The organism is Robbsia andropogonis (genome assembly GCF_034047095.1).
Taxonomy (GTDB): domain Bacteria; phylum Pseudomonadota; class Gammaproteobacteria; order Burkholderiales; family Burkholderiaceae; genus Robbsia; species Robbsia andropogonis.
This window is the reverse complement of record NZ_CP139166.1, coordinates 267,159-281,917: the sequence shown is the minus strand read 5'-3', so window position 1 is coordinate 281,917 and position 14,759 is coordinate 267,159. Positions and strand designations below refer to the sequence as shown.

The following is a 14,759-nucleotide window of genomic DNA, read 5'->3' as shown; positions in this document are numbered from 1 at the left end:
CATCACGCTGGATTAGTATATTTGCACGCCCTTACATCCTCGAACAAGGGGATACGCGTGAATATCGATAAGGTCATCGTGATGGATTGGGATAACTGTATTTACGATGCATATGGGACGCATCACGCCCAGCTACATCACGCCATAAGCAAGGTAGCAAGAGATAAGTCAGAGGAAATCCCACCTCTTCTGAGCGCAAGTCTCGCGCTGGAACAGGGTTGCGTCTCTTATTCAACGCACGATGAACATGCCCCACTTCTCGCGATGAACCACGACGCATTCCGCCATTATTGCAGCACACATGCGAGCGCATCGAAAAAATCTGTTGTCGAGGACTTTCTCAGTTGCACGTTGCCCAAAACGACGTTGCATGAAAAAGCCAATCTGACAAAAGCAATTCTTAATCAGCGCGATGACGATGCGCGCGCATGGTTGAAGCAACCCTGCAATCAACTGCTTGAATCAACGCCTTCCACTACAGCACACGCGATGCTTTGCGGCGGCGCCCTCACTTTTCTCGAAAAACAGCGAACCCCTTGCAACCGTATTATTCTGATAAGCAATACGGAACAAGAACAGCTCGACGATGAAGTGCGTCAGATGGGCGTGACAGGATTTTTTGATGTCGTGTCCGAGTTGCAGTGCGCTCCCGGGAGACGCTCCGAGAGCGATGCGAAACCAGATCCCACGCGACTGCTCGACAGTCTAAGCCGCTTATCAATTTCAAGCGCTGTACCCATAACGGCGTATGGCGACAAAGAACATGACATCTTGCAATGCGCCGTGCTCGCAGAGCGCGGACGGCATGTCGAGGGAGTGCTTATCGCGCCAGCGGATCCTCGATTGGGGACGACGATCAGGCTGGCAGGCATCCCCACGCGAGTGGTGGCGGACATCGACGGCCAGTAGAAGGACGCCGGGGGGCATATCCATTCTTGGGTATGCCGGACGTCCTGCACCGGCTGACACCGCGACTCGGGTCAGCCTTCGACGTCAGCCAGGCTGAACACTTCGGTCTGGTCGTTATACGAGAAGATTTCCGCGTAGCGACTCCAGTCGATCACCGTGTCGAGCGTTTCTTCCGCGGCGCTGTCGGACAACACGTCCTCCAACTCCTGGGCGAAACGCAGACGCGGCGCACGATGGCCCGGCCGCTCGTCGAGCACACCCCGGATGCGGGTCGCCAGCGGCACATGACGCAGCAAGTGCTCCGCGAAAAGCTGCTTGCGTGCCTGCGTATCGCCATCGACAAACGCACGGCCCGATGCCGTCAGGATGATATCGCCTTCACGCACATCGGCAAACGCCAGAATCTGCAGCAGCTCCGCAACCGGGAACAGCTCATCGACTTCGAGCTGCAATGAGCGCGCAATTTCCGGCATATCGGCGCGACCGTTGTACGGCGCGGCCGCCAAGGTCTCGATCAACCCCGCCATCAAGTTTGTCGATACCGTGGGCAAACGGCTGCCCAACGTCAACTCCTTCTTGCCGCCCGCATCGCCGGCCCGGCTGGTCATGCGCGCGTAGATATCGTCGACCAGACGACGGAACACCGGGTCCAGGCGATTACGCGGATGCATGAACGGCACTTTGATTTCGGCGATCACGCGACCCGGATTCGATGACAGCACCAGAATGCGGTCGCACATGAACACCGCCTCCTCAATATTATGCGTCACGATCAGCACGGATTTGATCGGTAGCTTGCGCTGCGACCAGAGATCCAGCAAGTCCGTCCGCAGCGTCTCCGCGGTCAGCACATCCAGTGCCGAAAATGGTTCATCCATCAACAAGATCGTCGGGTCGATGACCAACGCGCGTGCGAACCCGACGCGTTGCCGCATACCGCCGGACAATTCGCGCGGATAGGCATTCTCGAAGCCATCGAGGCCGATCAAGTCGATCGCGGCCAACGCACGGCGCCGACGCTCACGGGCATCGACGCCTTTTGCCTCGAGCCCCGCCTCGACGTTTTGCAGCACGGTCAGCCAGGGAAACAGCGCGAAGGTCTGGAAGACCATCGCCACGCCCTCCGCGGGGCCCTTCAACGGCTTGCCCTTGTATGTCACGTCGCCGCTGGTGGGCGCGATCAGGCCCGAGATGATGCGCAACAACGTCGACTTGCCCGAGCCCGAACGACCCAGCAATCCAACGACCTCGCCTTCATGCAGTGCCAGGTTGACCCCGTCCAGCACCAGGCGGTCGCCTTGACCGGCCTTCACGTCGCCGAATCCACGCGTGACGTCCTTGACTTCGAGAACTGGCGGATCGAGCAACATCGACGCTGCGGCGGTACGGTTTTGATGTGGTGTATTCATTTTTCTATCTCCTTCAATCCAGCCGCAGGCGTGACGCCGCGTACACATAAAGCGGACGCCAAAGCACCCGGTTGAACACCACGACGAAGATCGACATCATCGCAATCCCGAGAATGATCTTCGGGAAATCGCCGGCGGCCGTGGTTTCCGCGATATACGCACCCAGACCATGGGCGGAGAGACGCGTGCTACCCCACTCGACATATTCCGATACGATGCTCGCGTTCCATGCACCACCCGAGGCCGTGATCGCGCCCGTGATGTAATACGGCAGGATGGCCGGAAGCATGGCCTGACGCCACCATTGCCAGCCGCGGATGCCCAGGTTGGCGGTGACCTCGCGAAAATCGTTCGGGTAGGCGGTCGCTCCGGCAATGACGTTGAACAGGATGTACCACTGCGTGCCGAGCACGATCAACGGCGATAACCAGACATCGACGTTCAAGTGGAAGCGCACGATCACGACGACGAAGATCGGGAACAGCACGTTCGCCGGAAACGCCGCCAGAAACTGGGCCAGCGGCTGGATCTTTTCCGCCCAGGCGGGCCGCAGTCCGATCCATACGCCCACCGGCACCCAGATCAGCGACGACAAGGCGATCAGGACAATCACCCGCACCATCGTGATCAGCGCCAACCCGAAGACATGAAACACCTCGTCAAGGGTGACGCCGGTCCGGACAAACAGCACCACCCGCGCCATGACATAGAGGGTCAGCACGACAAGCGCGCAGGCCCAGACAATATCGCCCGGCTTGCCGATCGCCCAACGGCGGAGCACATCGATGGTCTTCGACCCAGCGGCTTCCCGCGACGCGGCGCGCACCACGTCGCGCGCCGCGTCGAGGTGCGCATTGCCACGCACCGGACGCCAGGCCATCGGCCAACGGGCGATGGCGCCAAGCATCAAGGCCATCGGGAACAACGCTTGCCGGATCAGCCGTGTGCGGCGAATCAAGTCGAGCACCCAGGAACGGGGTGCCGTACCGGAACTGGTGTTCTCCATCCGGAACTTGTCGGCCCAGGCCACCAGCGGGCGAAACAGTAACTGATCGTAGGCCAGGATCACGACGATCATCGTGGCGACCACCCAGCCAACCGCGGCCAGGTTACGGTGTGCAATCGCCAAGGACAGGAACGAACCCACGCCGGGCAACGTAATCGTATGATCGCCCACCGTAATCGCTTCCGCCGCGACGATGAAAAACCACCCGCCGGACATCGACATCATCATGTTCCAGATCAGACCCGGCGTTGCATAAGGGGCCTCAAGCTTCCAGAAACGCTGCCAACCACTCATTTGCAGATTGCGGGTGACCTCGTCCAGATCGTTCGGCACCGAACGCAAGGACTGGTAGACGCTGAATGCCATGTTCCACGCCTGACTGGTCCAGATCGCAAAGATGGCCGCCAGCTCGGCCCCCATCACGCGCGTGGGAAACAGTCCGATGAAAAAGGTCACCGTCAACGATACGAAACCGAGAATGGGAACCGATTGCAGGATATCGAGCGCCGGCACCAGCAGTTTCTCGGCACGGCGGCTCTTGGCCGCCATCGCGCCGTAGACCAAGGCGAAGACGACCGACGCCACCATCGCCGCCAGCATTCGGAGCGTGGTGCGCAACGCGTATTCGGGCAGGTTCCACGGATCGAGCGAGACGGCCTGGGTCTGCAAATTAGACACCGGCGCCATGGTTTCGTGGAATCCGACGGCAAACATCGCAATCAGGCATAGCATCAGCGGAAAGGCGCAGGCATCCCACCGATTGGGCAGCAAGCCACGCAGCGTACCGCTCACGCGTGATACGTGCGGCACCGGGGGTATATGGAAACGGAACGACATCAACGAACTCCCACAGCGTCTTGGGCGGGATTGCCGGAAGCGCGAACGGCAATGCGGAGGCGCAGCTTGGTGTCGTCCAATGCACGGCGCGCGGGAGAGGCCGCGTGCGCGAGCGTGGCGGCACGTGCCGGAAAGTCGGCGGCGGCACCGGCCGGGGTGAGGGCCGATGCGTAAAACGAAGCAGACACGGAGGTATGTGAAACCAACAGGCCGAAGAACATCATGGTGCTCCTAGCGTCATGCAAGACGCCTATCGCCGGAAAGCCTGTAGTCCGGCGACGTCGCTGCAGACGTAGGTCCAGGAGACTCCCGGTACCAGACGGCATGTCGACGCGGACTAGCGGCTTTCCTCAATCATTGAGAAAAAGGGCAGAACGTTCGGTATGGGACTACTGTCACCGTCGGTCATGGCCGCTCCTGGTAGGTTGATGAAACTTCACAAAAACAAAAGGAAACGATGAACGCTGCGCATCGACGATCTTGCATGGCGAGGTCCGTGAAGACGACGATGCACGACGACCAGGGTGCACGACACAACGCTCGATTCATCTGGACGGTATCCAGGAAACGAGACAGGTATCGATAAAGCGCGAAGAGAGAATCCGGGAATCGGCAAGGACCCAGGTTTAGACCAGGAATGCCATCGGAACTACGGCGCGCACCGTCCACCAGATTTGGCGGGACAGTGGCGTAAGGAAAAAGCAAGGGAGCCAGGTGTCCTGCCAATCAGGCAGCACTACAGATCGAAGATCGACAACTGCAACTGTCCAAGGCATCCGCCCCTTTCGTGAAGATGGCGCGATTGTACTGATGGTTTGGGAGACTGGTCAACAGGCGAATGCAGAACATTTAACGCATGTGCGCCGTACACGACGCTGTCACGGCAATGATGTAATGGCGACGAAAAACGACGCCATGCGCTCGCCTCGCTACAGGGCCGCCTTCTCTCCACCGCCCAGGTACGCATCGCGGATGCGCTGGTCGTTCAACAGATCCCGTGCCTTGCCTTCGAGCGCAACCTTGCCGGTCTGCAGCACATAGCCGTAGTGCGCGATTTCCAACGCCAGGCTTGCGTTCTGTTCCACCATCAGGAACGTCACGCCCTGCCGGTTGATCGTATGGATCATCTCCAGCACCTTGTCGACGAACAGCGGCGACAACCCCATTGTCGGTTCGTCCATGCAGATCATCTTTGGCCGGCTCATCAGCGCGCGTGCCATCGCCAGCATCTGTTGCTCGCCGCCGGACAAGGTGCCCGCCTTCTGCGTCAACCGTTCTTTCACGCGCGGAAAGAGATCCAGCATCCGGGCATAGTCTTCGTCGATTTCGGCGCGGTCGCGACGCGTGAACGCGCCCATCAGCAGATTCTCACGCACCGTCATCTCACCGAACAAGCGACGTGACTCGGGCACCGACCCCATGCCCCGCCGGATGATTTGCGGCGTGGTCAGGTCATTGATTGACTGGCCATCGAACGTGATCGTGCCCTTGCGTGGCTTGTGCAGCCCGAGCGCGATCTTCATCGTCGTCGACTTGCCGCTGGCATTCCCACCCAGCAAGCTGACAATCTGGCCTTTGCGCACCTCCAGATTCACATCGAAGTGCACCTGCACCGGGCCATAGAAGGTATCGATATGTTCGAGTTTCAACATCACGTCGCTCATACGGCGTCCTCCCCGGTCCGTGCCTTTGTGAAACGCGCGTCATCGAATACGGCGTCGACGCCGGTGTCGCGCGACCCGCCTTGCCGATCGACCCCTGCCTGCCCCGCTTGCGCCCCCCCCACATGCCGATGCCCGAGGTAAGCCTCGATGACGCGTGGATCGTTTCGTACTTCATTCGGGCGTCCTTCGGCGATCTTGCGACCGTTGTCCAAAACGATTACCCGATCCGATAACTGCATGACCATATCGAGCTTGTGTTCGATCAACAGGATGGTGATGCCGCGCTCGCGAAGCTTTTGAATCAGCACAAGCACTTCTGCGGTTTCGCTTTCGTTCATCCCCGCGGTAGGCTCATCCAGCAGCAATACCTTCGGGTGCGATGCCAGGGCCCTTGCAATCTCCACACGCCGCCGGTTCGCATACGAGAGGCTATGCGCCGCCTGTTCGATCCGCGGTGTCAAGCGCTCGCCAAAAAAAGTAAGGATCTCCTTCACCTCCTCACGCAAGGCCGCTTCCTCTCGCCGTTGCGCCGCGGACGACACCAGCGCGCGAAGCAGTTCAGCAATCGCGCCAAGCAACGGCCAGCCCTTGCGCGCCGCCCGTAGACGGGAATGCGCGCCGATCAAGACATTGTCGAATACTGTCAGATTGCCGAACACCCGCCCATGCTGAAATGTCCGGGCCAATCCGAGCGACACCAACGCTTCCGGCTTCAACCGGCCGATGTCCTCCCCAACGAAATGCACACTGCCTTCGTCGAGCGAATCCAGATTGGTGATCAGATTGAATAGCGTCGACTTACCGGCGCCGTTCGGTCCGATCACGCTAACCAGTTCGCCTTCATGCAGCGTCAGACTGACGCCGTCAACCGCGGTCACCCCGCCGAAGCGGCGGCGCACGTCTTTTACCTCAAGCATTACCTTTGACATCGTGGCCATCCTTTCCCTCAGCGCGCGCCAAACAGGCCCTGCGGCCGGAACCGAACCAGCAACAACAGGACAAGGCCATAGATCAGCATCCGGTAGTCTGCTGCCCAGCGGAACGCTTCCGGCAACGCCACCAAAACCACTGCACCGAACACCGCGCCAAACACATTCCCCAAGCCACCCAGAATCACCATCGTCAATGCGAGGATGGACACCTGCGAATCGAACGTCTGGTAATTGATATAACTGTACAAGTGTGCGGAAATGCCGCCGCTGATACCGGCCAGCACGCCCCCGAAACCGAATGCGATCGCCTTATACCGATTCGGGCTGATGCCATAAGACCGCGCCGCCACTTCATCCTCGCGCACCGCGCGCAAGGTCCGGCCGAGATGAGAGCGGAGCAGATGAACCTGGATCAACCCGAGGACAACCAGCACGCCCAACGTGAACCAGTAGGTCGCGCGCGGACTGTCCAGCGCCACGCCGAAAACCGACAACGGTGCGATGCCCGTCACACCGAGTGGACCACGTGTCAGGCCATCCCAATTCAAGATGACCAGACCCACCACCTCTCCTACGCCGAGCGTTGCAATCGACACATAGTGACCGCGCAGGCGGAACGCCGGATAAACGAGCAACGTGCCCAATACCGCGGTGATCAAGCCCGCAAGCGGAATCGTCAGGCCCGGTGACCAGTTCAGGTTACTTGACAACAACGCCGATGCATACGCGCCGATCAACAGCAACGCCGCGTGCCCCAATGAAATCTGTCCCACAGTTCCAGCGATCAATGTCAGGCTCAGCGCAAGCACCGCATACAACCAGGCGTTGCTCAATGTTTGCAGGATGTAATCAATACTCCCGCCCACCGGCGCCCAGGGCACGAACGCCGCGATGAGCACCAGCATCAGCATTACGGGCCATCGTAACGTGACGGCTTTCCCTGCTGGGAAAAACGTTCCGGTCAGCGGTTCCGGCGGCAAACCGCGGCCCCGGCTGAACAAGCCATTCGGGCGCCAGATCAAGAAAACCAATAGCAAGCCAAACGCGAACAAATCACGATAGCTCGTGCCGAACAGCGCCACGCCATAACTTTCCACGAGGCCCAGGATCAAACTCCCCGCGATGGCGCCCGGCACGTTACCCAGGCCACCGATCAGCAGCGCAACGACCCCTTTCAACGTGGCCTGAAAGCCCATCGCCGGATCGATCGTGTTGTAGTACATGCCGACCAATAAACCACTGACACCGCCGAGCGCGCACGCGATGGCGAACACCGCCTGGTTCACGGCATTGACGTTGACACCCATCTGCTTGGCCGCGTCGCGATCCTGCGCGGCGGCCCGCACCGCCCAGCCGAGACGGGTAAAACGCAAGAACCAGAACAATACCGCGGCGGTCACCAGACCGATCGCCGCGATCAGGATGTCCAGCGAACCCAACGTCGCGCCAGCAATATGCAGATGCCAGTTCGGCAATGGACTGTCGACCGGGCGCGGGTCCGGCCCGAAAATCAACTGCCCGCACTGGTCAAGCACGAAGCTGATGCCGATGGTGGCAAGCAAAGGCGCAATGCGTGCCGCGCCCTGCAAGGGCCGCAACCCCACGCGCTCGATCAGCATGCCCAATAAACCGCAGGCGATGATGGTCCCGAGCAATGCGACCGGCAGCGGCAAGTGCAGCTTGACCAGGCAGAGCCAGCCGACGAAGGCGCCGACCATATAGACCGAGCCATGCGCGAAGTTGATCAGGTGCGACACGCCGAAGATCAGCGCAAGCCCCACCGCCAGCAGCGCGTAGATGTTACCCACGATCAAACCGTTGATCGTGTAGTCGAGCCATGCAGTCATTGTTTCCGTATCCGTCAGCTTTCAGATAATGCGGCATGAAGCGCGCGTGCCCGCGACGTCGCGGGCAGGTGACGATGCGCATGCGCCATTGGTGCTCAAGGCTGCGGATGCGCCGGCTGCTTGTCCCACAGCGCGAACTTGCCGTCCTTCACCTGTAACGAGATCGTGTTCGCACCCGCCACCCGACGGGTGGCCGGATCGAACGTAATCTGGTTGTAGATCACACTCGGGACATTCCGAATGACGGCCAGCTCGTCATGTACGCCTTGCCGTGTTGGCGCCTTTGCTTCGCGCAATGTGTAGGCCGCCACCATCACCGCGTCGTACGCCCGGGCAGCGAAAAAGCCCGGCTCCGTGTTGTACTTTGCCTTGTAACGCTTCACGAACTCCTGGACGTTCGGCCGCGGATCCTGCGGGAAGAAGTTCGACTGCGTATAAACACCATTGGCGGCTTCGCCCGCCAATTCGAGGAACTTCGGCGAATAAATCGACCCCACCGCCGCGATCGGTTGCTTCAACCCGGCACCGCGCGCCTGGCGTACGATCTGCGCGCCGTCGGCGTAATACGAGATCAATACGACCGCGTCCGGATTGGCGGCATTGATCCGCACCAGCGTCGCGCGGAAGTCCTTGTCCGTGGGCTGATAGCCCTCAGCCGCCACGACCTTCGCCCCATCGGCCTCGATCGTCTTCGTCAAGATCGCCTTGCTGGTCTGGCCCCAGTCCGTGTTCAGGTACAACACCGCAATGCGCTTGAAACCAAGATCCTTGACCGCGTAGTGCGCAAGCAGCGGCTGCTCTTCCGCCTGCGTCACCGCCGTGCTCCACATGTAGTCGCCGCCCTTGGTGAAATCAGGGTGCGAGTTGGTGAACCCGAACTGAACCAGCTTGCCGCGCTGGTAGATTGGCGAAGCCGCCATCGACGCCGCGCTGGAAAAATCACCCAGCTCCATCAGGATGTCCCGATTGCCGACGAACTTCTGCGCAATGGCAATCGACTGACGCGGGTCGCTGCGGCTGTCCTCGAAGTCATAAGCCAATGGACGCCCCTTGATGCCGCCGTTGCTGTTCACGTCTTCCAACGCCAGATCAAAACCGCGCTTCCATTGTTCGCCGTATTGGGCATCCTGGCCTGTCAACGGTCCGCTGACGCCCAACAAATAGGGCGTGCCGCTCACCTTCGCCGGCGTCTGCGCGAACGCGGCCGGCACCGCGACCAGCACGCTCGCGCCGACAACCGCCGCCAACAAAGTCCTCACCAGCCGGCGTTGCGTCCCGTGGGAATGGCCGCGGGACTCGGCACCGGTGCGTGACGCCAAGCGAATATTCTTCAGGATAGCCATCAATGTCTGGTCCTCGTTAGTCAGTGCTCGTCTGTCCGTCCGGTCGCGTCATTACGGCCTGGCGCCGCACACCGGTGGACATCGGTCAGGGGAAAATCTCTCGCTGGCGATGAAATCACAGCCCGTTTCTCGACAACAACGAAGCAATCGGCATATGCATATTGCTTTTTGGCATGACGCGTCATCGCGCGCCTCGAAAACTACTGCCACGGCGCGACACGGTTTGCCCGCCTTCACATGCGCCCGCTGCGGGCCGTATTTGCGCTCCCGTCTCAAAAAATATGCAAATCATTGAATTAAAAAACTATTCGACACGGTTACCCGTTGCTCGTCCACGCGTCATGACCATGTTGGTCCGGCATCAGGGCGCCAAATCGATGCCGCGCTCCCGCAACGGCAAGCGACGTTTTCTGCCGAAAGTGATCTAAGGATATCGCAAATAAATATATGTTTTTTGCATTCTTGCAGCGCTAGAATTCGTAAATCGCATGATGCACGCCGTCACGCCCATGCCGTATGCGCACGTCACGAACCGGTCTTTCGATAGACGGCACGTGTAGGGACGGGCGTCGAACATCGGCAAGCACGGCGACCCTCTTGTCACGCTTCACCCGTTTTGCTCACGATCTCTACTTCATGGAACTGCATCAACTGGAAGCGTTCTCCGCCGTGATGTCGGTCGGCAGCATTACCGGCGCCGGCAAGCTGCTCGCGCGGTCGCAACCAGCGGTGACACGACAAATCCAGGAACTGGAAGCGGATCTTGGCTATGCCCTGTTCGCCCGAAATGGTCCGCGCGTCACGCCGACGCATGAAGCATTCCTGTTGTACGAGGAAGTCGAGCGTTCCCTGGTCGGTCTGGAAGCGATCACGCAACGTGCGCGGGCGATCGGCAATGGCACCGAACGGCCAATCGCCTTGGCGGCGACGTCGGCATTGGGCACCTCGATCGTTCCTGAAGCATTGCGTCGGGTACTCGAAGACGAGGCCCGCGGCAGCGACGGCGGAGCGGCATGCGGACGCGTGACGCCTGCGAACGCGATTGCGATGCCTCGCTGGCAGGTCAGGACGCAATCGGCGGAGCATATTGTCCATGCCGTACTGACGGATCACGCCGATATCGGGTTGACGACATTACCGGTCGCCCATGACGGGCTTGACGTCCATTGGATAGCGGAAGCGCCATGCGTATTGGCGCTTCCGCCCGGTCACCCGCTGGCGGTTGTGGCAGATCCCGAGCGTGAAGAGAATGGGCTATGGGATCTGCCACCGGTGCCTTTACGCGCACTGCATGGTGTGGGGCTTGCGACCGTGGCCAACCGGCATCGTTTGCGTCACCGGATTGACGCTGCGTTCGCCCGTGCACACGTGACCCCAGCCATCTGGCTCGAATCGAACAGCGGCGCGAACGCACTGATGGCTGCCCGCACGGGCGCCATGGCCGCTGTTGTCGATCCTGCCACCGCAATCGGCCATCAGGGCAATGGCGTGCACATTCGGGCGCTGGCGGAAAGCATTCCCTTCCTATTTGCCGTGGTCACACGTGCCGGCCGGACCCAGTCGCCTAGCGTACAGCGCCTGCTGCAGGCACTGCACGACAGTGCGCGTGGACTGCTGCGGCACGTCACCTTTCACGCAGCGGATGCACATGACGCATTGCTGCAGCAGGATCGATCTGTATCGACGCGGGGCAAAGCGCCCATTCGCACAACCCTGCGCCGTGGCGCCGACACACGGCAACAGATCAGCAACGACGGCGTGTCGATCGCGCGCCGCGCGGCGAAATCGACTGGCAGGCAATGAAGGACTTATTAGCAGGACGCATGATGACATCATCCACACCCACCGCCCATGAAGCCCCCTCGACGCTGCCCCGGTCCGTCGTCGCCAACGCAGAGGCGTCTCTCGACGCGCCGCCTCCAGCCGGTCTTGAGGCGCTGGAGGCGCGCCTCGCGCAAGATTTGAAATGGCTCGCATTACCGGCGGCGTCCTGGATTCCGCCTCGCTTCGTAGATGGCGCGCGCGTGCGCGACGTCGTGATCATCGGCGGCGGCATGGCGGGCCTCGCGCTTTCCGCGGAGCTGCACTTTCTCGGCGTCGACAATCGCCAAGCCTATGACCGCGCGGCGAAGGGTCGCGAAGGCCCGTGGGTCGACTTCGCCCGCATGCGCACGCTCCGCTCGCCAAAGGTGCTGACCGGTCCGGCACTGCGCGTGCCGACGCTGACCTTCCGCGCCTGGTTCGAAGCACAGTTCGGTGTGGCCGCATGGGAAGCGTTGGACAAGATTCCGCGCGAACAATGGATGACATACTTGCGGTGGTATCGCGATGTGCTCCAATTGCCGATCGACAATGGCGTGGCGTTGCGCCGAATACAACCGCGTGGCGATGGCGTGGTCGCGCTAACATTTGAAAGAATCCTTCCAACAACGGAGACACACGACCGGACGCCGCCATCGGCGACAGACCCGCGTGGCGCCTGCACCGCCGACGACCCGGTGCCGCATGCGAACGCCGAAGACGCCACGGTTGGTCGTATGTGGACGGTCCTTGCCCGTCACGTCGTGTTGGCAACCGGGCGCGACGGCATAGGGGGGCCCGCCGTGCCGCCGCTCGCGAATACATTGCCACGCCATCGTTGGGCACACTCGGCCGATGCGATCGACTTCGGGGCACTCGTGGGCAAGCGGGTCGCGGTAATCGGCGCCGGGGCGTCCGCCTTCGACAACGCCGCGACGGCGCTCGAAGCCGGCGCCGCCAGCGTCGACATGGTGATCCGGCGCCCAGACATTCCGCGCGTCAACGCCCTCACGGGCATCAGTAGCCCCGGCTTGGCATACGGGTTCGAGGCACTGGAATCCGAGTGGAAGTGGCGCATCTTGCACTACGCAGGCAAGGTGCAAACACCTCCGCCACGAGACAGCGTACTGCGCGTCTCACGCTTTCGGAATGCACGATTCCATGTGGGAAGCGCGATTGCGTCGATGCAAGAAACGGATACCGGTGTGCGGATCGACACGGCCCGTGGTCCGATCGAAGTCGATTTCGTTATTTTCGGGACGGGCTTTCACTCACGCTTGTCGGCGCGCCCGGAACTCGCGGATATCGCACCGCATATCCGATTGTGGCAGGACCGTTTCACCCCCACGGAAGACGAGCAGGACCAGGAACTGGCGGAATCGCCGGATCTCGCGGAGGACTTTTCGTTCCAGGAAAAAGTGCCTGGCGCTTGTCCAGGCCTGTCCCGCATCCATTGCTTTAATTTTGCCGCCAGCCTGAGCGCCGGAAAGGTCTCGGGCGACATCCCGGCGATCAGCATTGGGGCGCAACGACTGGCACAACATGTGGTGTCGCGGCTGTTTCAGGACGATCAACAAGCGCACTACGCGGCGCTGCAAGCGTACGCGACGCCGGAATTGCAGGGCGACGAATGGCAACCGTATGTCGCGGACGACGGCCCGCGTTAAATCCGCGCAGAATAAAGTGACCGACCCTGCCTCGCTGGAGGCGCGATTTTTCAGCTATTGGAATTGGCCATGACCCCCTCGAATATTGCGCAAGACACAACCGCGAACAATCAGCAGGCCACGCTTGCGTCGGACAGTCTTTACGACCCGTCGCGGGACACCATCGATCTGGTGACGGCGCTGACGCCCGATGACGCCCGATACCAGATGCGTCACGCTCGTGAAAAAATCGCACGCCATACACAACTGAGCGAACTGGCGCTGTTCGACCCGGCGATCGACGATATCAGCGTCGGTGAGCGCCTCTTCGCCGCCTGGTATGCCGCTTCATTGAGCGGCGTGCCAGCGGTTGCCGGCCTTTACCGCCGTCGCATTGACGTCATGGACGGCAACGAACCGGCTCAGGCCGCAATGGCGACCCTCGATGCGCTGGCACCGGAAGAATCCGCACCGTCCAGCGCGTCGGTACGCGCCGACGGTGCCAACGACGTGGCCCGCATCGCGGGAAAACGCTTCGGCGCGATTGCCACCCATACCATTTTGCTTGCCGATGCGCCGGTACTTGCCGAGCCACACCATATCCAGCATCTGCAGCAGGCCGGGTTCACCACCCGGGCCATCGTCGTGCTGTCGCAGTTGATTGCCTTCGTGGCATACCAGACGCGCGTCGTCGCAATGGTCAATGCGATGGGCGACAATGCGAACGGCAGCTATCGCCCCACTCCCGCCCCATTGGACCTGATCGAAAGCCGCACCTATACGTTCGACACGCTGGGCTGGAAGGCATGGGCCGATACGGTCCCGCTGGACCGCGCCTCGCCAGACCAGATCAAGGTGCTGGAGGAAAGTCATCCGAAGGCCAAGACGTCCGACTATTACCTGCTTCTGGTCCATGCACCTGAAATCCTGCGCCAACGCTCGCTGGTGTTCAACGCCATCATGTACGGCAACGGCGGCCTGTCGCGCGCGGAACGCGAGCTGGGCGCCACCGTCGTGTCACGCATCAACGGCTGCGTCTATTGCGCCTCGGTGCATGCGCAGCGGTTCGGGCAGTTGGCCAAGCGTGTGGACAGCATCGAGCAGGTGTATGCCGATCCAGAAAGCGCAGGCACCTCGCCGCGTGAACAAGCCATCGTGCAATTCGCCATTGCACTGACCCGTGCGCCTGCCGCGCTCGACACACAGGCGATCACGACGCTGCGCGAGGCGGGGTTGCAGGCCGAGGAAATTCTCGATCTGACGCACTCGATCGCCATCTTCGCCTGGGCGAACCGTTTAATGCTGACCTTGGGAGAACCCACCCACCCGAACGGTCCCGCGGTCATCTAGGCCGCTACCACGGTGC

General features: G+C 61.0%; 11 protein-coding genes. 4 read left to right on the top strand and 7 right to left on the bottom strand.

All coding sequences use genetic code 11. The annotated features are described in order from the left end of the window. Positions 1-57: 57 nt before the first annotated feature. Entirely contained in the window at positions 58-909 is an 852-nt protein-coding gene (locus SJQ66_RS06420; protein ID WP_024904848.1) for an HAD family hydrolase, read from the top strand. A gap of 71 nt (positions 910-980) precedes the next feature. Here SJQ66_RS06420 and SJQ66_RS06415 read toward each other — a convergent pair whose 3' ends face one another. From SJQ66_RS06415 to SJQ66_RS06385, 7 genes are all read right to left on the bottom strand, one after another. Then, a complete protein-coding gene (locus SJQ66_RS06415) occupies positions 981-2,318 on the bottom strand; it encodes an ABC transporter ATP-binding protein (RefSeq protein ID WP_024904849.1) in 1,338 nt (445 codons plus the stop codon). A 13-nt stretch (positions 2,319-2,331) separates the two neighbouring features. Then, a complete protein-coding gene (locus tag SJQ66_RS06410; RefSeq protein WP_024904850.1) occupies positions 2,332-4,161 on the bottom strand; it encodes an ABC transporter permease in 1,830 nt (609 codons plus the stop codon). After that, a complete protein-coding gene (locus SJQ66_RS06405) occupies positions 4,161-4,385 on the bottom strand; it encodes a hypothetical protein (protein WP_320534101.1) in 225 nt (74 codons plus the stop codon). Before SJQ66_RS06405 ends, SJQ66_RS06410 begins: the two co-directional genes overlap by 1 nt. A gap of 705 nt (positions 4,386-5,090) precedes the next feature. Beyond that, the gene (locus SJQ66_RS06400) at positions 5,091-5,825 is read right to left on the bottom strand and encodes an ABC transporter ATP-binding protein (RefSeq protein WP_024904852.1); all 735 of its coding nucleotides are present in this window, start codon (positions 5,823-5,825) and stop codon (positions 5,091-5,093) included. Continuing rightward, positions 5,822-6,754 carry an ABC transporter ATP-binding protein gene (locus tag SJQ66_RS06395; RefSeq protein ID WP_320534100.1) on the bottom strand — a complete coding sequence of 311 codons (933 nt, stop codon included), beginning with the start codon at positions 6,752-6,754 and terminating at the stop codon, positions 5,822-5,824. Before SJQ66_RS06395 ends, SJQ66_RS06400 begins: the two co-directional genes overlap by 4 nt. Before the next feature lie 17 nt (positions 6,755-6,771). Continuing rightward, positions 6,772-8,604 carry an ABC transporter permease gene (locus tag SJQ66_RS06390; RefSeq protein ID WP_024904854.1) on the bottom strand — a complete coding sequence of 611 codons (1,833 nt, stop codon included), beginning with the start codon at positions 8,602-8,604 and terminating at the stop codon, positions 6,772-6,774. A gap of 95 nt (positions 8,605-8,699) precedes the next feature. Then, positions 8,700-9,947: an ABC transporter substrate-binding protein gene (locus SJQ66_RS06385; RefSeq protein WP_253464318.1), complete on the bottom strand. Its 1,248-nt coding sequence runs from the start codon at positions 9,945-9,947 to the stop codon at positions 8,700-8,702. Between the two features lie 636 nt (positions 9,948-10,583). Between SJQ66_RS06385 and SJQ66_RS06380 the strand changes: the two genes are divergently transcribed. The 3 genes from SJQ66_RS06380 to SJQ66_RS06370 all read left to right on the top strand — a co-directional run bounded on the left by SJQ66_RS06380 (position 10,584) and on the right by SJQ66_RS06370 (position 14,743). Further along, on the top strand, positions 10,584-11,750 hold the full coding sequence (locus SJQ66_RS06380; RefSeq protein ID WP_024904856.1) for a LysR family transcriptional regulator: 1,167 nt from the start codon (positions 10,584-10,586) through the stop codon (positions 11,748-11,750). 20 nt (positions 11,751-11,770) lie between these two features. Then, the gene (locus SJQ66_RS06375; RefSeq protein ID WP_320534099.1) at positions 11,771-13,414 is read left to right on the top strand and encodes a SidA/IucD/PvdA family monooxygenase; all 1,644 of its coding nucleotides are present in this window, start codon (positions 11,771-11,773) and stop codon (positions 13,412-13,414) included. 69 nt (positions 13,415-13,483) lie between these two features. Then, positions 13,484-14,743: a CMD domain-containing protein gene (locus SJQ66_RS06370; protein ID WP_253464323.1), complete on the top strand. Its 1,260-nt coding sequence runs from the start codon at positions 13,484-13,486 to the stop codon at positions 14,741-14,743. Positions 14,744-14,759 lie beyond the last annotated feature (16 nt).